Here is a 22,980-nt window from a genome sequence, read left to right as displayed (position 1 = left end):
TCATCTTTCGAGGTGCGGGGCTCTTACCTTCGTATACCGCCTGGGCGGTCTCTGTTACTCGACGATCACGATTCGCACGTCCTCGTCCGCCGCATCGGTCGGCTCGCCGACGGTGACGAACCAGTGGGTGACCTCGCCGTCGGCCAGGTCATCCGCGATGTCGTCCGCACCGGGCAGCACGGACAACGCACCGGCAACGGCTGCTGCCATGGACTCCAGGACAGCGGCTCGACCCGAGACGGCGGTGGTGAAGGTCGTCGACTCGTAATCGATGTCGTACTCCGAGCGGACCTGCTCGGCCTGTTCGAGCGCCTCGGTCTGGCTGAAGGCGCGTACGGTGCCGTCGGCCGTGAGGACCACGAAGGCCGGGTGTTCCTCGGCGAGCGGGCGGACCCGATCGGCGTAGGAGACCGGGTGCGATGGGGCGGCGGCCAGTTCGGCCTGGACCGTCGGGTCGCTCGGGACCAGCCAGTTGATCGGGCCGTCGGTCGGTTCCAGCGTGATACCGAAACCGGCTCCGGCGGTGGCCATTTCGGCGGCGGACAGATCGCCGGCGAACAGGCAGGCGGCACCGGCCTTCTGGATGGCCCAGACCGCGACCACCGCATCCACCGAACGTGGCAGCGCAAGGGCCACCACATCGCCGGGTCCGGCACCGTGCGCGATGAGCACCCGGGCCAGCTGCGAGGAACGGCGATCCAGGACGTGGTAGGCGATTTCGTCGCCGTCCACCAGCAGCGCGGGCGCCTCGGGATCGGCCTCGACCACCTCGGCGAGCACCCTCGACACCGTACGCGCACCGACCCGGCCCACCGGTTCCGGTGCGGGAGCCGTTGCCGCGATACCGGATTCGACGAGCAGGCGGGCCCGCTCACCGGCATCGAGGATATCGATATCGCCGACCAGTCCGGCCGGATCACCGAGCAGAGCGTCCAGCACCCGGAGCAGCCTGGTGGACAAGGTTTCCACCTCTTCGGCGGTGAACCGGCTGAGCAGGTACTCGAAGGTGAATTCGAGGGTGGACTCCGCGGTCACCTGCAGGGTGAGCGGATAGTGCGTCGCACTTTCCATGCCGACACCGGTCACCGACATGCCGTCGATCGAACTCGCCGCGGCGATCGCCTCCCGATCGATCGGGTAGGACTCGAACACCAGCAGGGTGTCGAAGTGCGAGGCGATTCCGGCGGCCCGCTGGATATCGGACAGGCCGACGTAGTGATGGTCGAGCAGCTCGGTCTGGTCGCGCTGCAACCGCTCGAGCTGATCGTCGATGGTCGCGCGGTCATCGATGCGCACCCGGACCGGGAGCGTATTGATGAACAGACCGACCATCGACTCCACGCCGGTCAGCTCGGCGGGCCGACCCGACACCGTGGCCCCGAAGACCACATCGGCGCGGCCGGTGAGCCTGCCGAGCAGGATGCCCCAGGCCGCCTGCACCAGGGTGTTGACCGTGATGCCGAGTTCGGCGCAGTGCTTGGTCAGCTGACGGGTGCGGTCGGCGTCGATCTCGGTGATCAGTTTGGCGGTCTCGTAGGTCTCGGCCCTCCGCGCAGGCGGCGCCAATTCGGTCGGTTCGGTCGCACCGTCGAAGGCATCGGCCCAGACCCGCAACGACGCGTCCTGATCGCGAGTGGCGAGCCAGTCCAGGAAGTCGCGGTAGGAGGAGACCTGCGGCAGTGCCGACTGATCGCCACGCGTCGCGTAGAGCACCAGCAGATCCCGCATCAGCAGCGGCATCGACCAGCCGTCGATCAGCACGTGGTGCGTGGTGATCGCCAGCGTCCATTCCTCGGCCGCGGTGCGCAACAGCGTGTAGCGCACCAGCGGTGGGGCGGACATATCGAAGCGGTCCGCATGGTCGGCATCGATCCGGCGACGCAGTTCGTCGGCCCGCTCCGCCTCCGGCACATCGGTGAGATCCTCGATGCGCCAAGGCACTTCGATCCGATCGAGCACGACCTGGCGGACCTGACCGGTGGAGTCGGTGACGAATGCGGTGCGCAGGTTCGGGTATCGATCCAGGATCGCCTGCGCGGCCGCGTGCAACCGCTCCACATCGACCGCTCCGGCCAGCTGCACCACAGCCTGCATGGTGTAGACGTCCACGGTGGCCGTGGTCATCAGCGCGTGGAAGAGCAGACCGGACTGCAGCGGCGAGACCGGCCAGACATCGTCGAGGCCAGGGTAGGTCTGTTCCCACAGATCGATATCGGCCTGGCCGACCTGCACCAGCGGCAGATCCGACGGCGTATGACCGCCGGCATCCGGCCGCTGCGCGTGCTTCGCCAGCGCGGTCAGCGCGGCAACCCACAGCTCCGCCAACTCCTGCACCCGCTCCGGGGACAGCAGCCCGACCGGGAACTCGAAGGTGGCCAGCAGCCGCGGACCATCGTCCTCGTCGCCGACGGTGACGGCGATATCGAGCGCACCGTTCGCGGGCATGGTGGCATCGCGCTCGGTCTTGATCGCCGCTTCCTGGTACCGGAAGCCGACCTGACCCGCGAGTGGCAGATTCAGCAGCCCGTGGCCGACGCCCTGATCCGGCACCGCGAGCAACTGTTCCTTCACCGACTTGATGATCGAGCCCGCGGCGGCGCCGCCGTCGAACGCCTCGGCCAGATCGATCCCGCTCAGCGCGAGCCGGGCCGGATAGACGGCGGTGAAAGCACCCACCGTGCGCGACAATTCGGCACCGTCGACCGCCACCCGACCGTCCCCGTCGAGCCGGATCAGCACATCCGAACCGTGCTCTGCACCGCGCCAGCGCACCAGCGCCATGGCCAATGCCGACAGCAGCCCGTCCGGCACGCCGCCGTGGAACCGCGCGGGAACCGTGGTGAGCAGGAACTCGGAGATCTCCGTCGGCACCTCGATGCGGACCCGTCGCGTCGTGGCGACGGTATCCAGCGCCGGATCGAAGGCCCGCGCGCCGAGCAGCGGATCGGGTGTGGCCGAAACCTCCTGCCAGAACGGCAGTTCGGCGGCGCGGCCGCTCGCCTGCTCGGTCAGGCCGTAGGCCCAACGCCGCACCGAGGTACCGACCTCCGGCAGGGCGACCTGGTCGTCGGCGATCAGATCGAGCAGATCGCCGGTCAGGATGTCGAGAGACTTCGGATCGGCCGCGAAGCCGTGCACCACGACGAGCATGAAGTTGCCGCCGTCGAGCCGGTCGGCGGTGCAGCGCACGAACTGCGCCATCACACCGTTGGCCGGATCGAGGCGATCCGCGGCGGCCCCGCGTTCGTTGTCGGCGAGCCGCATGAGCTCGTCATAGCCGTAGTCGTCGTCGAGGGCGGTATCGAAGGCGACCTCGTGCACCAGTGCATCGATATCGATGGCACCGCGCTCGAGCGCTTCGAATTCCCAGACCTCGTCGACCCGGCGCAGGCGAGTGCGCAGCGCATCGTGCCGGTCGACCAGGGCGGCGATCGCCGCACGCAGCCGATCCCCGTCGAGGTCGCTCGGCAGTGCCACCGCCGCCTCATAGGAGAAGCGCTGGTACGCCGTGCCGTTCGCGAGCACCGCCGCGATGCCGGGCGGCAACGGGATCTCGCCGATCCCACCGCCGGGCAGCTCGGCCATGGTCGCCTGCCGCAGATCCGCGGCCGAGGTCGCGATCGCGGCGAGTCCGGCGACGCTGCGCTGGTCGAAGACATCGCGCACGGAGAACACCACGCCCTGTGCCTTCGCCCGCGATACCAGCTGGATCGACAGGATGCTGTTGCCGCCGAGTGCGAAGAAGTCGTCGTCGGCGCCGATCCGTTCGATACCGAGCACATCGGCGAACACACCGGCCACGATCTGCTCGACCGGGGAGACCGGCGCGCGGAAGGCGGCATGTTCGAAGGTGGGCTGCGGCAAGGCGTTTCGATCTAGTTTGCCGTTCGCATTGAGCGGCAGGGCGTCCAGCGCCAGGAACGCGCTCGGCACCATGTACGACGGCAGCTCCGCGGCCAACGCCGACTGCACCGCGCTCTTGTCGAGTTCGCCGGTGGTCGGGACCACATAGGCGACCAGGCGGTCACCCAGTGCCGGATCGGTATGCGCGAGCACCGCGGCCGAGCTGATCGAGGTCTGCCGCAGCAGCGCCGCCTCGATCTCGCCGAGTTCGATGCGGAAACCGCGGATCTTCACCTGGAAGTCGGTGCGACCGCGATACTCCAGCTCACCGGCCGCATTCCAGGCCACCAGGTCACCGGTGCGGTACATCCGAGCGCCGGATTCGAACGGATCGGCCACGAACCGCTCCGCGGTCAGATCGACCCGTCCGAAGTAGCCGCGCGCCAATTGCGCGCCGGCCAGGTACAACTCACCCGAAACACCCACCGGCACCGGACGCAACCGCGAATCCAGCACGTAGACACGGCTGTTCCACTCCGGGGCACCGATCGACACCGAGACGGTGTCGGCATCGGTCACCTCGTGGTTGGTGATCGAGACCGCGGCCTCGGTCGGACCGTAGAGGTTGAACAGGCCGGCCGCGTTCGACTCGCGGAACCGCTGTGCCGTCGCGGCGGGCAGCGCCTCACCGATGGCGAGCACCCGGCGCAACGACTCGGGCAGCTGTCCGTCCGATTCGATCAGCAGGGCGTCCAACATCGACGGCACCACATGCAGGGTGGTGACGGCGGTATCGCGCATCAGCGTGTTCAGGTAGGCCGGATCGCGATGTCCGTCGGCGGACGCGATGACCATCCGGCCACCGGAAACCGCCGCCGACCAGAACTCCCACACCGAGAGGTCGAAGGTCGCGGCCGTCTTCAGCAGCACCGCATCCTCGGTGCCGAGACCGAATTCGGCTGTCTTCCACAGCAACTGGTTGACGATCGCCGCATGCGGCACCGCGACACCCTTGGGGCGTCCGGTCGAACCCGACGTGAAGATCACGTACGCCGTATTCGCCGGGCGCAGTGGCGCGATCCGCTCCGCGTCGGCGATCGGCGCGTCCGTGAGGTCCGCGTGTGCGTCCATCCGAACGACGTCGGTCACCGAGGTCTGGAAATCGGTGTCGGCGTTGGTCACCACACACAGCGGCCGAGCGGTCTCGAGAATGTAGTCGGTCCGCTCACCCGCCTGATCCGGATCCAGCGGCACGTACGCGCCACCGGCCTGGGTCACCGCGTACATCGCGACCACCAGGTCCACCGAGCGGCGCAGCGCGAGCGCCACCCTTGCCTCCGGTCCGACACCCAGCGAAATCAGGTGCCGCGCAAGACGATTCACCCGGGAGCCGAGCTCGCCGTAGGTAACGGCGGTGCCGTCGTCGCCGACCAGCGCCACCGTGTCCGGTGTGGCCGCCACGGTCCGATCCAGCAGCGAGGCCAGCGTCGCGGAGGCATCCACCTGGTGCGCTGTCGCATTCCAGCCGGAGACCAGTTCGCGGCGTTCGTCCGCGGCCATGATCTCGAGATCGCCGACAGCCGAGCGCGGCGCCGCGATGATCTCCGCGAGCACACGTGCGAAGCGATCGGCGAAGCCACGGACGGTATCGGGATCGAACAGATCGGTGGCGTAGGTGAAGTACCCGCCGATACCCGACGGAGTTCCGTCCTCGTCGTAGCTGTCCGCCACGATCAGATGCAGATCGAACTGCGACAGCTGGGTGTCGATATCGAATCCGGCCACCGTGAGCCCGGGCAGTTCCAGCGTGGTCCGCGCCAGGTTCTGGAACGACAGACCCACCTGGAACAGCGGATGGCGCGCCTGCGACCGCACCGGGTTCAGCACCTCGACCAACCGCTCGAACGGCACATCCGCATGCGCGAACGCCTGGATATCCGTTTCGCGCTGGCGCCCGAGCAGATCCGTGAACGCTTCGCCGCGCTCCAGTTGGGTACGGAACACCAGGGTGTTGACGAACATGCCGATCAGGTCGTCGAGCACGGCCTCACCGCGGCCTGCCATCGGTGTGCCGATCGCGATGTCATCGGTTCCGGAGAGCCGCGAGAGCATTACCGCGAACGCGGTGTGCACCACCATGAACAGCGTCGCGCCCTCGGCCCTGGCCAGACCGACCAGCGCACGGTGCGTTTCGGCGTCGATGCTCAGCTCGACCTTGCCGCCCGTAAAGGACTGCACGGCGGGACGCGGGCGATCCGACGGCAGATCCAGCTGATCCGGCACATCCGCCAATGCCGACTGCCAGTAGGCGATCTGCTTGGCCGCCAACGACTCCGGGTCGTCCTCGCTGCCGAGCAGCTCGCGCTGCCAGATCGAGTAGTCCGCGTACTGCACCGGCAGCGGCGCCCACGTGGGCGACTCGCCGACCGAGCGGGCCGCGTACGCCGTCATCAGATCCCGGGTCAGCGGGCCCATCGACGAACCGTCACCGGCGATGTGGTGCACCACGAGCACCAGCACGAACTCGTTGGCCTCGGCGGGGGCGTCGGTCACCTGGAACAGCTCGATGCGGACCGGTACCTCGGCGGTGACGTCGAACGGCGCCGCCATCACCGCGATCACCGTGGATTCCAGCTCCGCGGCCGCGATCGGCCGCAGCTCCAGTGCCGGAACAGCCCGCGCCACCGGCAGAATCACCTGCGCCGGGGCGCCCGCGGTCTCCGGGTACACCGTCCGCAGAATCTCGTGCCTGCCGACCAGATCCGCCATGGCCGCCCGCAGCGCGTCGACATCCAGCGCACCGGTCAACCGGACCGCGATGGGCAGGTTGTAGGCCGCCGACTCGGTGTCGAAGCGGTTCAGGAACCACATCCGCTGCTGCGCCAGCGACAACGGCACCGGATCCGGTCGCGGACCGGCGACCAGCGGCCGCCGCTCGCCCACACCGGACAGCTGCTCCAGCTTCACCGCCAGGGCCGCCACAGTCGGCGCCTCGAACAGCGCGCGCACCGGCACCCGCCCACCGATCGCGGCGCTCAGGCGCCCGACCACCTGGGTGGCGACCAGCGAGTTACCGCCGAGTGCGAAGAAGTCGTCGTCGGCGCCGACGCGCTCGATACCGAGCACATCACTGAAGACGCCGGCCACGATCTCCTCCACCGGCGTTGCCGGAGCGCGGAATTCGCGCGTGGTGAAGGTCGGTTCGGGCAGCGCCTTGCGGTCGAGCTTGCCGCTCGAATTCAGCGGGAAGGCGTCGAGCACCACGATGGCCGCCGGAACCATGTAGGCCGGAAGCACATCCGAGACCTCCGCCAGCAGTGCCCGCTGGTCGATCGACTGACCCGGTGCGGGAACCACATAGGCGACCAACTGATCGCCCAGTGCCGATGCGGCCACCAGCGCCACCGCCTGGCTCACCGCGGCGTGGGCGAGCAGCGCCGTTTCGATCTCGCCGAGCTCGATCCGCTGACCGCGGAACTTCACCTGGAAGTCGGTGCGCCCCAGGTATTCGAGGCGATGATCCGCACCCGCCGGTTCGCGCCAGACCACCAGGTCGCCGGTGCGGTACATCCGCGCACCGGGTGCGAACGGGTTGGCCACGAAGCGATCCGAGGTCAGATCCGGCCGCGCGACGTAACCGCGGGCCAGCTGATCACCGGCCAGGTACAGCTCACCGGCCACCCCGGCGGGCACCGGCCGCAGCCGCGAATCCAGCACGAACACCTGGGTGTTCCACTGCGGCAAGCCGATCGGCACGGTGCGTATATCCGTCTCGCGGGCGGGCCAGTAGGTCACCGACACCGCGGCCTCGGTCGGACCGTACAGGTTGTGCAGCAACGCATCCGAAACAGACCGCCACGCCGTCACGGTTTCCGGCGGCAGCGCCTCACCGATCACGAACACGTCCCGCAGCGTCGGCAGCGAGCCCGCTGCCAGCTGTGCGGCGAACACCGTCAGCATGGACGGCACGAAGTCGGTGACGGTAACCCCGTGCGCGGCAATCGCATCCGCCACGTAGGCCGGGTCGCGATGGCCGTCGTGGGTGGCCACCACCAGCTTCGCACCCGCGCGCAGTGGCATGAAATAGCCCCACAGCGACACGTCGAACGTGGTCGCGGTCTTCTGCAGGTACACATCGGCCGAGCCGAGCGGGTACTCCGCGAGCATCCACTCGATCTGATTGTTGATCGCCTCGTGCGACACCGCGACGCCCTTCGGGCGACCGGTCGAACCCGAGGTGAAGATGACATAAGCCGGGTTGTCCCGGGTGACCGGACGCAGCAACTCACCGGGTTCGAGCGGAGCGGAGGAGAACCCGGCCAGCTCCAGCGAATCCAGTTCGAGCACCGGGATGTCGGCGGGGACCGGCACCGCGTCGGCCGCGGTGGTGACCACGCACGCGGGCTGGGCGGTGTCCAGAATGTGCGCGATCCGCTCGGCCGGATGATCCGGATCCAGCGGCACATACGCGCCACCGGCCGTCACGATCGCGTACATGCCGACAACCAGATCCAGCGACCGCCGAACGGCGAGGCCGACCAGCGACTCTGCGCCGACACCCTGCGAAATCAACAGGCGGGCAAGCTTGTTCACCCGCTCGTCGAATTCCCGGTAGGTGAGTTCGGCACCCTCGAACACCACCGCGACGGCATCCGGGTGCGCCGCTGCGGCGCGCCGGTATCCGTCGAGCAGCAGCTCGGGCCGCACCGGATGCGTGGTGGCGTTCCAGCCATCGAGCATCCGTTCCCGCTCCACCGAAGTCAGCAGCTCGAGATCGCCCACCGCGGCGCGCGGGGCGTTGATGATCTCGCCGAGCAGCCTGGTGAACCGGTCCGCGAACCCTTCGACCGTGCTCCGGTCGAAGAGATCGGTGGCGTAGGTGAATACGCCTGCGATGCCCGCGGGAGCCCCGGACTCGTCGTACAGGTCGCTGAGAATCAGGTGCAGATCGAACTGGGAGATGCGGGTATCGAAGTCCACGCCGGAGACCGTGAGATCCGGCAATTCCAGGGTGGTCTGGGCCAGGTTCTGGAACGACAGGCCCACCTGGAACAGCGGGTGCCGTGCCTGCGATCGCGCCGGGTTCAGCACCTCGACCAACCGCTCGAACGGCACATCGGCATTGGCGAACGCCTGGATGTCGGTTTCCCGCTGCCGCCCGAGCAGATCCGCGAACGGCTCGGCCGAATCCAGCCGGGTACGGAACACCAAGGTGTTGATGAACGTGCCGATCAGATCGTTCAGCGCCGCCTCACCCCGGCCCGCCATCGGCGTACCGATCGCGATGTCGTCCGTGCCGGACAGCCGGGACAGCAGGACGGCCAGCGCCGTGTGCACGATCATGAACAGCGTCGCGCCCTCGGCCTGCGCCACGCCGCTGAGACCACGGTGGGTGTCGGCGTCGATGCGCACCTCGACGGTGCCGCCCGCGAAGGACTGCACCGCGGGCCGCGGGCGATCCGCGGGCAGGTCCAGCTGCTCCGGCAGATCGGCCAGCGCGGTCCGCCAGTAGGCGACCTGCTTGGACATCAGCGATTCTGGATCGTCCTCGCTGCCGAGCAGTTCGCGCTGCCAGATGCTGTAATCCGCGTACTGGACCTCCAGCGGCGCCCAGTTGGGTGCGACACCCGCCGAGCGCGCGGCGTAGGCGGTCATCAGATCACGCGTCAGCGGTCCCATCGAGGAACCGTCACCGGCGATATGGTGCACGACCATCGCGATCACGTACTCGGGCGCCGAACTTTCGGTGTCGATCTCGAACAACCGCACCCGCACCGGCACCTCGGCGGTGACGTCGAACGGCGCCGAAATCAACTCGACCACAGCGGTTTCGACCTGATCCGGCGTGACCGTCCGGACGTCCAGCTCCGGAATCGCCTGTCCCACCGGCAGAATCAGCTGCACCGCACCCGACTCGGTCTCCGGGTAGATGGTGCGCAAGACCTCATGCCTGCGCACCAGATCCGCGATCGCGGCGCGCAGTGCGTCCACATCGAGCGCGCCGGTCAGCCGCACCGCGATCGGGACGTTGTAGGCGGCGGACTGGGTGTCGAAGCGGTTGAGGAACCACATCCGCTGCTGCGCCAGCGACAGCGGAATATGTTCCGGCCGCGGACCGGCGACCAGGGCGTGCCGTCCGCGCCCGTCGGCATGCTGTTCGACCCGGATGGCCAGTGCGCCGACGGTCGGCGCCTCGAACAGCAGCCGCACCGGGACGCGGGTGTTCAGCGCCGCGCCGAGGCGCGCCGCGACCTGCGTCGCGAGCAGCGAGTTGCCGCCCCAAGCGAAGAAGTCGTCATCCAGGCCGAGCCGCTGCGCCTGCGCTCCGGAACCGAGATGCAGCACCTCGGCGAAGGTATTCGCGACGATCTCCTCGATCGGGGTGACCGGCGCGCGGAAGACCGCCTTCTCGAAGGTGGGCTCCGGCAACGCCTTTCGATCCAGCTTGCCGTTCGCGTTCAACGGCAGCGCATCGAGGGTGAGGAAGACCGAGGGCACCATGTAGGACGGCAGCTCGGCGGCCAACGCCGATTGCAGTCGCACATTGTCGAGCTCATCGACTTCGGGTACCACGTAAGCGACCAGCCGGTCGCCCAGATTCGGGTCGGTGTGCGCGAGCACCGCGGTGGCCGCAACCTCGGGCTGGCGCAGCAGGGCCGCCTCGATCTCACCGAGCTCGATCCGGAAACCGCGGATCTTCACCTGGAAGTCGGTGCGTCCGCGATACTCCAGTCCGCCCTCGCTGTTCCAGGCCACCAGGTCACCGGTGCGGTACATGCGCCCGCCGGCGCCGAACGGGTTGGCCACGAAGCGATCCGCGGTCAGGTCGACGCGCCCGAAGTAACCGCGCGCCAACTGCGCACCGGCCAGATACAGCTCGCCGGAGACACCGATCGGCACCGGACGAAGCCGCGAATCCAGCACGTACACCTGGCTGTTCCACTCCGGGGCACCGATCGGCACCGACACGTTGTCGGCATCGGTGACGGTGTGCGCGGTGATCGACACCGCGGCCTCGGTGGGGCCGTACAGGTTGAACAGCTCGGCCGCGTTGTCACGCCGGAACCGCTGCGCGGTCGTCGCGGGCAGCGCCTCACCGATCGCCAGCACCCGCCGCAGCGACTGCGGCAGGCGGCGACCGGATTCGGTGAGCAGCGCGTCCAGCATCGACGGCACCACGTGCAGCGTCGTAACGCCGGTGGAGCGCATCAACTCGTTGAGGTACGCGGGATCGCGGTGACCGTCGGCATCGGCGATGACCAACCGGCCGCCGCAGACGGCGGCCGACCAGAACTCCCAGACCGACAGGTCGAAGGTCGCCGCGGTCTTGAGCAGCACCGCGTCATCAGCGCCGAGGCCGAATTCGGCTGTCTTCCACAGCAACTGGTTGACGATCGCCGCATGCGGCACCGCCACGCCCTTCGGCTGGCCGGTGGAGCCCGACGTGAAGATCACATACGCGGTATTCGCCGCCGCCAGCGGCCGCAGCCGGTCACCGTCGGCGATCGGACCGTCCGCGACGCCGGATAGATCCAGCTCGTCGATCGACACCACATCGGTCACGACGCTGTCGAAACCATCGCGGCCGGTGGTCAGCACGCAGAGCGGTGCCGCGGTGCTCAGGATGTAGTCGGTGCGATCGGCGGGCTGATCAGGATCGATCGGTACATAGGCCGCACCCGACTTCGCGACCGCGTACATCGCGACCACGAGATCCACCGAGCGCCGAATGGCCAGTGCCACCCGGTCCTCCGCGCCGACACCGCGCGTGATGAGGTGACGCGCCAGGCGGTTGGCCCGGCCGTCCAACTCGGCATAGGTGAGCGTCGTGTCCTCGGCCACCAGCGCCACCGCATCCGGGCTCGCCGCAACGGTGGCGTCCAGCAGCGACACCAGTGTGGTCGAGGTGTCGCTGTCGAGCGGGTGCGCGGTGTCGTTCCAGGCGTGCAGAATTCGCGTGTTCTCGGCGGGCGAGAGCAGATCGATCTCGCCCACCCGCACGTCGGCATCAGCCAATACGGCATCGAGCACCAGTACGAAGCGGTCGGCGAAGCCCTGCACCGTCGACTCGTCGAACAGGTCGGTGGCGTAACCGAATTCGGCGACGATCTGGGCGGGCGTACCGTCCTCGGCGTAGCGGTCGTACAGCGTGACGTGCAGATCGGTCTTGGCCAGCTGCGAATCGAAGTTCACCGCGCTGACCGAAAGGCCGGGCAGCGTGAAGGTGGTCTCGGCCAAGTTCTGGAACGAAAGTCCGACCTGGAACAACGGATTGCGCGCCGTCGAACGCTCCGGGTTGAGCACCTCGACCAGCCGCTCGAACGGCACATCGGCATTCGCGAATGCCTCGAGGTCCCGCTCGCGCACATCGGCGAGCAGGTCGGCGAAGGTGTCGCCGGGCTCGATGATGGTCCGGAACACCAGGGTGTTGACGAACATACCGATCAGATCGTCGAGTTCGCGTTCACCACGACCCGCGATCGGGGTGCCGACCGCGATGTCGTCGGTACCCGACAGTCGCGAGAGCAGTACGGCCAGCGCCGCATGCGTGACCATGAACAGCGAGGCGTTATTGGCCCGCGCCAGCTCGTGCAGCTTGACGTGCTTGTCCGGTGCGATCTCGAAGCGAATCGCCTTGCCCTGGAACGACTGCGCGCGCGGGCGCGGCCGGTCCGCGGGCAACTCCAGCTGATCGGGCATGCCCGCGAGCGCGGACTGCCAGTAGGCGACCTGCTGTGCCGCGAGCGATTCCGGATCCTCCTCGGAGCCGAGCACGGCACGCTGCCACAGCGCGTAGTCGGCGTACTGCACCGGCAGCGGCTGCCACTGCGGGATCTCACCCTGGGCCCGTGCCACATACGCCGCCATGACGTCGCGGGCCAGCGGACCCATCGACGAACCGTCGGCCGCGACATGGTGCACCGTGAACGCCAGCACGTGCTCCTGTTCGGCGAGCCGGAACAGCCCCACCTTCAGCGGCACCTGCACGGTGACATCGAAGGTGGTGAGCGCGAATTCGATCACCGCGCCGACCAGGTCCGATTCCGAGATATCGGTGACGGTCAGCTCCGGCACGGCCTGGTCGGCGGGCAGGATCACCTGGTGCGGGCCGCCGGCCGAACTCGGGTAGGTGGTGCGCAGCACCTCGTGCCGGGCGAACACATCGCCGAGCGCCTTTTCCAGCGCCGCCACATCGAGTTCACCGGACAACCGCACCGCGAGCGGGATGTTGTCCACGGCCGAGGTGGTGGTATCGAACTGGTTGAGGAACCAGTACCGCTGCTGCGCGGGCGAGAGCGGCACCCGGGCCGGGCGCTCCCCCGCGACCAGCCGCGGCCGGGTCCGGCCGGATCCGGCATTGTGTTCGGCCTTGGCCGCCAGCGCGGCGACCGTCGATGCCTCGAACAGATCGCGGACCGCGAGCTGGGTATCCAGCGCCGCGCCGATGCGTGCGGTCACCTGGGTGGCCAGCAGCGAGTTGCCGCCGAGTTCGAAGAAGTCGTCGTCCAGGCCGACGCGCGCGACGCCGAGCACATCGCTGAATACGCCCGCCACGATCTCCTCGATCGGGGTGGACGGTGCGCGGAACACCTTCGCCTCGAATACCGGCGCGGGCAGCGCCTTGCGATCCAGCTTGCCGGAGGCATTGAGCGGGAACGCGTCCAGCACCACGAAGGCGGTCGGCACCATGTAGGCGGGCAGATCGCCCGCGAGTTCGGCGCGCACCTGGTCGATATCGATCGAACGATCCGCCGCCGCGATCACATACGCGACCAGCTGATCACCGAGGCGATCATCGGAGCGGACCACCACGGCCGCCTGCGCGATCGTCCCCAGCGCGGTGAGCGCCGATTCGATCTCACCGAGCTCGATGCGCAGACCGCGCAGCTTCACCTGGAAGTCGGTGCGGCCCAAGTACTCCAGCTCACCGTTGGCGGTCCAGGTGACGAGGTCGCCGGTGCGGTACATGCGCGCGCCGGTGCCGAACGGGTTGGCCACGAAGCGATCCGCGGTCAGATCCGGACGCGCCACATAGCCGCGCGCCAGCTGTTCGCCCGCGAGGTACAGCTCACCGGCGACACCGACCGGAACCGGGTGCAGCCGCGAATCCAGCACGTACACCTGGGTGTTGAAGACCGGCGCACCGATCGGCACCGACACCGTATCGGCGTCGGTGACCTCGTGATAGGTGACGTCGACCGCGGCCTCGGTCGGGCCGTACAGGTTGTGCAGCCAGACACCGGTCAGCTCGCGCAACCGCTGTGCGGTCACCGCGGGCAGCGCCTCACCCGAGGCGAAGACATTGCGCAGGTCGAAGCATTCGCCCGCGCGGTCGTCGGCCACGAAGACCGACAGCATGGACGGCACGAAGTGCACCGTGGTGACCTGCTCGTCGGCAATGGTGCGCACCAGGTAGGCCGGGTCGCGATGGCCGTCCGGCTTCGCGATGACCAGGCGCGCGCCGACCTGCAGCGGCCACCAGAATTCCCATACCGACACGTCGAAGGTGGCGGGCGTCTTCTGCAGGACCACATCGCCGCGGTCCAGCCCGTATTCGGCCTGCATCCAGACCAGGCGGTTGACGATCGCGGCATGGCTGACGGCCACACCCTTCGGGCGACCGGTCGAACCCGAGGTGAAGATCACGTACGCGGTATTCGAAGGCCGCAGCGGCGCAAGGCGTTCCGCATCGATCAGCGGTTCGTCGGAGTATGCCGAGAGATCCAGTGCCTCGATCTCGAGCGTCGGCGTCGAGCCCGCGTCGAACTCGTCGGCGGCGGTGGTCAGCACGCAGACCGGCTGCGCGGTGTCGAGCACATACCGGGTGCGGTCGGCCGGATGATCCGGATCCAGCGGCACATACGCGCCACCGGCCACGCTCACCGCGTACATGCCGATCACCAGCTCGAAGGATCGGCGCATTCCGAGCGCGACCATCGAATCGGGTCCGACACCCAGCGAAACCAGGTACCGGGCAAGGCGATTCACCCGGGCGGTGAATTCGCCATAGGACATAGTCGTGCCCTCGAAGGACAGCGCGATCGACTTCGGGCTCCGGGCCGCCTGTTCCTCGAACATCGAGACCAGGGTGGCCTGGGCATCGACGACATGCGCCGTCTCGTTCCACTTTTCGAGCACCAAGGTGTGCTCGGCGGCATCGAGCAGATCGACATCACCGACCGCGACGGCCGGATCCGCGACCACCGCATGCAGCAGGCGGACCAGACGCTGGGCGACACCGGCGATCGTCTTCGCGTCGAACATATCCGTCGCGTAGGCGAATTCGGCGGTCATGCCGTCCGTGTTGCCGCCCGCGTCGAGCCGGTCGGCGAGGTTCAGGTGCAGATCGAACTTCGCGGTCACCACATCGAGCGGCACACCGGCCACCTCGAGACCGGGCAGCTCGAACGATGCCTCACCGGTGTTCTGGAACGACAGCATCACCTGGAACAGCGGATGCCGCGCCTGCGAACGAGCCGGGTTGAGGATGTCGACCAGCCGCTCGAACGGCAGGTCGGCATGGCCGAAGGCGGCCAGATCGGTTTCCCGTGCCCGCGCGACCAAGTCGGCGAAGGACGCACCGGAATCGACCGGCGTGCGCAGCACGAGCGTATTGACGAACATGCCGATCGCGTCGTCGAGCACGGCCTCGCCACGACCCGCGACCGCGGTGCCGATGGCGATATCGTCGCTGCCCGACAGGCGTGCCAGCAGTGCAGCGAACGCCGCGTGCACCACCATGAACAGGCTCGCGCCGTTCGCGCGGGCCAGTGCGGTGAGCTCGGTCAGCAACTGCGCGTCGATGCCGAATTCGTAGACGTCACCGCGGTTGGACGCGACGGCCGGACGCGACCGATCCGACGGCAGATCCAGTTGGTCGGGCAGACCGGCCAGATTCCGCGACCAGTACGCGACCTGCTGGGCGATCAGCGATTCCGGATCGTCCTCGGAGCCGAGGGTGTCGCGCTGCCAGAGCGCGAAGTCGGCGTACTGCACCGCCAGCGGCGCCCAGGCGGGCGATTCGCCGCGGGTGCGGGCCGCGTAGGCGACCATCACATCGCGGGCCAGCGGACGCACCGACCAGCCGTCACCGGAGATGTGGTGCACCACGAAGACCAGCACGTGGGTATCGGGCAGCGAGCCGTCCATCGGCGACTCGAGCCGGAACAGTTTGGCGCGCACCGGAACTTCGGCGGTCACGTCGAAGCCGGTCAGCACCAGTTCGCTGATGCGATCGCGAATATCGGTCTCGGACACCACGAGCGGGGTCAGGTCGAGGTGGACCTGACCGGTGGGCAGCACGACCTGCACACCCTGACCGTCGGCGGTCTCCGGGTAGACGGTGCGCAGCACCTCGTGCCGGTCCATCACATCGGCGACGGCCATGCGCAGCGCATCGGTGTCGAGTGCGCCGGTGAGCCGGACCGCCAGCGGGATGTTGTTGACGGCGGTCTGGTTGTCGAAGCGGTTGAGGAACCACATTCGCTGCTGGGCGAGCGAGAGCGGAATCTGGTCCGGCCGTGGTCCGGCCGTCAGTTCCCGGCGTCCGCCGGTGCCCTGCTGCCCCTCCATGCGCGCCGCGAGCGCGGCGACATTCGGGGCCTCGAACAGCAGCCGCACCGGAATGCGGGTGTCGAGTGCCGCGCCCAGGCGAGCGACCACCTGGGTGGCGATCAGCGAGTTGCCGCCGAGGTCGAAGAAGTCGTCGTCAAGACCAACTGCGCGCCCGGCCTCGAGAGTCGACAGACCGAGCACCTCGGCGAAGGTGTCGGCCACGATCTCTTCGATCGGGGTCGACGGTGCGCGGAATTCCTTGGCCTCGAAGGCGGGTTCGGGCAGGGCGCGGCGATCGAGCTTGCCGTTCGGGTTCAACGGCATGGCATCGAGCACCATGAGCGCGGCCGGGACCATGTACGACGGCAGTTGCGCGGTCAGGTGGGTGCGCAGCTCGTCGATGTCGACGGTGGCGCCGTTCGCGGGTACCACGTAGCCGACCAGCTGATCGCCGGTCCTGGCGTCCGAACGCACCAGCGCCACGGCCTGTGCCACCGAATCGTGCGCGGTGAGGGCGGTTTCGATCTCACCGAGCTCGATGCGCAGACCGCGCAGCTTGACCTGGAAGTCGGTGCGGCCGAGGTAGACGATCGAACCGTCGGCGGCCCGGGTCACCAGGTCACCGGTGCGGTACATGCGAGCGCCCGGTGCGCCGAACGGGTTGGCCACGAAGCGATCCGCGGTCAGATCCGTGCGGCCGAAGTAGCCGCGCGCCAACTGCGCACCCGCCAGATACAATTCACCGGCGACACCCGGTGCGACCGGGTGCAGGCGCGAATCCAGTACGTACGCCTGCGAATTCCACACCGGCAGGCCGATCGGCACCGCGCCCTCGACCTTGTCGGCCACCGGGCCGTGGGTCGCGTGAACGGTGAATTCGGTCGGACCGTACAGGTTGTAGAGCTCGGCCGTGCTGACCCGGCGGATGGCGGTGGCGGCATCGGCGGTGAATGCCTCACCGGCGATGAGGAGTGCGCGCAGCGATGCCAGCGATTCGCTGCCGACAGCCGCGTCGACGCTGCTCGCGAAGACGCTCAGCATCGATGGCACGAACGAGGTCATGGTGACCCGCTCGGCCGCGATCACGTCGGCCAGGTACTGCGGGTCGCGATGACCGTCCGGGCCGGCCACCACGATCCGGCCACCGGTGCTCAACGGGCCGAAGAGTTCCCACACGGACACGTCGAACGTGGCGGGGGTCTTGAACAGCACCACGTCATCGGCACCGATGCCGTATTCAGCGGTGATCCAACGGATCTGGTTGACGACCGCCGCGTGCGGCACGGCCACACCCTTCGGCCGCCCCGTCGAACCGGAGGTGAAGATGACGTAGGCGGGGTTGCTCGGCCGCAGCGGCGCGATCCGCTCCGCATCGGTGACCGGCTCGTCCGAGTACTCGGACAGATCCAGGTCATCGATGACGATTGTGGGCAGACCGGTGCCGTCGAAGTCGTCACGCGAGGTGGTCAGAACGCATACCGGCGCTGCCGACTCGAGCACATATCCGATCCGCTCCGCCGGCTGATCGAGGTCGAGCGGCACGTACCCGCCACCGGCCTCCTGCACGGCGTACGCCGCGACCACGAGGTCGACAGAGCGCCGAAGACCGAGGGCCACCAGGCTCTCCGGGCCGACCCCAGCCGCGATGAGGCGACGTGCCAACCGGTGCACGCGGGCACCGAATTCGGCGTAGGTCAGCGAGGCACCCGTCGCCGGATCCACGATCGCGACCGCATCCGGTGTCGCCGCCGCCTGCGCGGCGAATTCGTCGACCAGCGTGCCGACCGCACCGAGATCGCGCTCGGTGTCGTTCCAGCCGCGCAGCGCCAGTTCGGCTTCGGACGCATCGAGCAGGTCGATATCGCCGATGGCCCGATCCGGTTCGGCCGCAACGGCTTGCAGCAGCCGGTTGAACCGCTGTCCGAACGCCGCCATGGTGTCGGCGTCGAAAAGGTCGGTGGCGTAGATCAATTCGGCCGCGATACCCGAAGGTGCGACCGTGGTGGCACCGGCGCCGTTCGAGGTGCTGATGGGAGTCGCGGTCTGCTCCGAAAGCACCAGCTGCATATCGAATTTGGCCACATCGATCGGCAGTTCGACACCGCTGACCGTGAGTCCGGGCAGTTCCAGGCTGTTCTGGCCGGTGTTCTGGAACGACAGCATCACCTGGAACAGCGGATGGCGCGCCTGCGAACGGGCCGGGTTCAGGATCTCCACCAGCCGCTCGAACGGCAGGTCGGCATGTCCGAACGCGCCGATATCGATGGCGCGCACGGTGCGCAGCAGCTCGGTGAAGGTGCTCTCGCCGTCGATCGGGGTCCGCAGCACCAGGGTGTTGACGAACATGCCGATCAGGTCATCGAGCGCGCGCTCACCACGTCCCGCGATCGGCGTACCGATCGCGATGTCTTCCTCGCCGGACAGCCGCGACAGCAGCACGGCCAGCGCGGTGTGCGCGACCATGAACAGCGTCGTCCCCCTGGTGCGCGCGAGTTCGGTGAGCTTGCCGTGGGTTGCGGCATCGATCTCGAAGACGTGTGTCGCACCGCGACCCGATGCCACCGCCGGACGCGGCCGGTCGGCGGGCAGGTCGAGCTGTTCGGGCAGGCCGCGCAGCGTCTTGGACCAGAACTCGATCTGCGCCGAGATCACCGATTCCGGATCGGATTCGGCGCCGAGGACCGCGCGCTGCCACAGCGCGAAGTCGGCGTACTGCACCTCGAGCGGCTGCCAGGAGGGCTCGCCGCCCTCGACGCGCGCGGCGTAGGCCGTCATCACGTCGCGGGTGAGCGGACCCATCGAGAAGCCGTCGGCCGAAATGTGGTGCACCACCAGGGCGAGCACATGTTCGGTCGGGCTGATCTCGAACAGCTTGGCCCGGAACGGAACTTCGGCGGTGACGTCGAAGCCGGTCAGGATGACCTCCGCAACGCGCTGCGGCAGTTCGGCTTCGGTGACATCGATGGGCGTCAGATCCGGGATCACCCGGGCGGTGGAGACGGTCTGCTGGTAGGCGGTGCCGTCGTACTCCGGGTAGAAGGTACGCAGCGACTCGTGGCGGGCCAGCACATCGGCGACCGCGATCTGCAGTGCCTGCCGGTCGAGCAGACCCGACAGCCGCACCGCGGCCGGGATATTGTCCACGGCCGATTCCGGATCGAAGCGGTTGAGGAACCACATGCGCTGCTGGGCCAGCGACAACGGCACCCGCTCGGGACGCGGCTGCGGCACCAGGGCCATGCGCGCACCGGCACCGGCGCGAGACTCCGCGCGGGCCGCGAGCGCGGCCACCGAGGACGCCTCGAACAGTTCACGAACACCGAGGTCGGTATCCAGTGCGGCCGAGAGCCGGGCGGCGACCTGGGTGGCGCTCAGCGAGTTGCCGCCGAGTGCGAAGAAGTCGTCGTCGAGACCGACGCGTTCCAGGCCGAGCACATCGGCGTAGGTGGCCGCGATGATCTCCTCGACCGGCGTGGTCGGCGCGCGGAATACCGCGGCCTCGAACACCGGTGCGGGCAGCGCCTTCCGATCCAGCTTGCCGGAGGCGTTGAGCGGGAAGGCGTCGAGCACGATGACCACCGACGGGACCATGTACGCGGGCAACTGCCGCGCCAGATCCTCGCGCACCGTCTCGATATCCAGCCGCAGGTTCGGCGTCGCGATGACATACGCGACGAGCTGGTCGCCGGTGTGCTGATCACCGCGCACCACGACGACGGCCTGGGCGATCTCGTCCAGCGCGGTGAGCGCCTGCTCGATCTCGCCGAGCTCGATGCGCAGACCGCGCAGCTTCACCTGGAAGTCGGTGCGGCCCAGGTAATCCAGCTCACCGTCGGCCGTCCAGGCCACCAGGTCGCCGGTGCGGTACATGCGCGCGCCGGCGGCGGCGAACGGGTTCGCGACGAATCGATCGCTGGTCAGATCCGGACGCGCAACATAGCCGCGCGCCAGCTGCGTGCCCGCGAGGTACAGCTCACCCGCGACACCCACCGGCACCGGGCGCAGCCGCGAATCCAGCACGTAGACCTGGGTATTGAAGACCGGCGCACCGATCGGCACGGTGTCGGTATCGGTCGCGACCACCTCGTGGAAGGTGACGTCGACCGCGGCCTCGGTCGGGCCGTACAGGTTGTGCAGCGCCGCACCGGTCAGCTCGCGCAGGCGATGCGCGGGCTTGGGCGGCAGCGCCTCACCGGAGGCGAATACCAGTCGCAGCGAATCACACCGCGCCGCGGCGGCATCGGCCACGAAGACCGACAGCATGGACGGCACGAAGTGGGTGACGGTGACCCGCTCCGCGGTAATGATCTCGGCGAGGTAGGCCGGATCGCGGTGTCCGTCCGGCTTCGCGATGACCAGCCGCGCACCGATCTGCAACGGCCAGAAGAACTCCCACACCGAAACGTCGAAGGTGGCGGGCGTCTTCTGCAGTACGGCGTCGGCGCCGGTCAGCCCGTAGGCCGACTGCATCCACACCAGACGGTTCACGATCGCGGCATGGCTGACCGCCACACCCTTCGGACGACCGGTCGAACCCGAGGTGAAGATCACGTACGCGGTATTCGACGGGCGCAGCGGCGCACGCCGTTCCGCCTCGGTCACCGGCTCGTCCGACAACCCGAACAGGTCGAGCAGATCGATGCGCACCTGGGCGGTATCGATCTTCAGATCGTCACCGGAGGTCAGCACACAGACCGGATCGGCGGTGGCGAGAATGTATTCCGTGCGCTCGGCCGGATGATCCGGATCCAGCGGCACATACGCGCCACCGGCCACGGCCACCGCGTACATGCCGACCACCAGATCGATGGAACGCCGCATGCCGAGGGCCACATACGATTCCGGGCCGACACCGCGTTCGATGAGCCAGCGCGCCAGGCTGTAGACCCGGGCGCCGAACTCGGCGTAGGTCAGACTCGTCCCCTCGAACGTCAGCGCGGTCGCATCCGGAGTCACGGCGAGCTGGGCCTCGAACATCGAGACCAGCGTGAACCCGTGAGCGGAGCCTGCGGAGCGAGCCGACAACACAGCGTCCAGGTCGTGTGCGGTGTTGTTCCAATCGGACACCACGAGCTCACGCTCGGTGGTATCGAGCAGTTCGATATCGCCGACCGCGGCGGCGGGTTCGGTGGTGATCGCGGTGAGCACCCGCACCAGGCGGTCGGCGATGCGGGTCACCGTCTGCTCGTCGAACAGGTCGCGCAGGTAGCCCGCGCGAACCCGCAGCTGGGAGTCCAGCTGCGCGATCAGGGTCAGTGGATAGTGCGTGGCATCGGCGGCCTGCATATCGACCACGGCCATGCCATCGATATCGGCGGCCTGCGCCCGGATGCCCTCGGCATCGACCGGGTAGGACTCGAAGACCACCAGCGTGTCGAACAGAGCGCCGATTCCGGCGGCGGACTGGATATCGGCCAGGCCGACGTAGTGGTGATCGAGCAGATCCGCCTGCTCGCCCTGGGTCCGGGTGAGCAACTGCTCCACCGACTCCGACGGATCGAAGCGCACCCGCACCGGAACGGTGTTGATGAACAGACCGACCATCGACTCGACGCCGGACAGCTGTGCCGGACGGCCGGACACCGTGGTACCGAACAGCACATCGTCACGGCTGGTCATCCGGCCGATCAGAATGCCCCAGGCGACCTGCAGCACGGTATTCGGCGTGACGCCGAGCGAGGCGGCCAGCGCGGTGAGTCGCGCGGTCGCCTGCTCGTCCAGCTCGAAGAAGTATTCGCCGGACAGCGAGGTGATCTCGCGGCTCGCATCCGGGCGCGACAGCAGCGTCGGTTCGCTGACACCGCGCAGTGCGGCGGTCCACGCGGTCACCGAGGCCGCGTGATCCTGCTGCCTGGTCCATTCCAGGAAGTGCCGGTAGGAGCGCACCGCGGGCAGCACATTGGTATCGGCGTGCGCCGCGTAGAGCACCAGCAGATCGCGCATGAGCAGCGGCATGGACCAGCCGTCGAGCAGGATGTGGTGGTTGGAGACCACGAACTGCCAACGGTTGGCAGCGATTTGGATCAGCGTGAAGCGGATCAGCGGCGGCTCGGTCAGATCGAAGCGCTGCATGCGATCGGCGGCGATGAGATCGGCGGCCTCGCCGGATTCGATCCGGTCGTGCTCGGCCCAGGCGACGCGGGCGCTGTCGAGGACGACCTGCACCGGGTTGCCGTCGTTATCGGTGACGAAGGCGGTGCGCAGGTTCTCGTAGCGATCCACGAGGGCCTGTGCGGCCGAACGCAATCGGGTCGGATCCACCCGGCCGGTGAGCGTCAGCACGGCCTGCGCGGTGTAGACGTCCACCGAGGTGGCGGCCAGGCGCGCGTGGAAGAGCAGACCAGCCTGCAGCGCGGACAGCGGCCAGATATCGGCCAGTGCCGGGAAGCGCTGCTCCCAGTTGTCGATATCGCGCTGTGTTAGTTCCCGCCCCGAGCCGCCCCGCGCCGAGCGCACCAGGGCGAAGTCGGACGGCGTGTGCCCGCCCGCGCCGTTCGAATTGGCATGACGGGCAACCGCTTCCAGTGCGGTAGTCCACAGTTCGCCGAATTCGCGGACCTGTGCGGCATCGAGCAGGGTGCT

The 22,980-nt window shown here is 68.3% G+C and carries 1 protein-coding gene (cut by a window edge); it reads right to left on the bottom strand.

All coding sequences use genetic code 11. The features are described from left to right. Window positions 1-54 precede the first annotated feature (54 nt). Window positions 55-22,980, bottom strand: the 3' portion of a protein-coding gene (locus ACIBW7_RS26640) for a non-ribosomal peptide synthase/polyketide synthase (RefSeq protein WP_397050839.1). The gene runs 20,862 nt beyond the window's last position; only the last 22,926 of its 43,788 coding nucleotides appear in the window; its start codon lies beyond the right edge, outside the window — the gene reads right to left on this strand; its stop codon occupies window positions 55-57.

The sequence above is a fragment of the Nocardia sp. NPDC049526 genome, assembly GCF_044465765.1.
Taxonomy (GTDB): Bacteria; Actinomycetota; Actinomycetes; order Mycobacteriales; family Mycobacteriaceae; genus Nocardia.
Note: the sequence above shows the minus strand (reverse complement) of the source record. Positions and strands in the feature narration are given on the sequence as shown.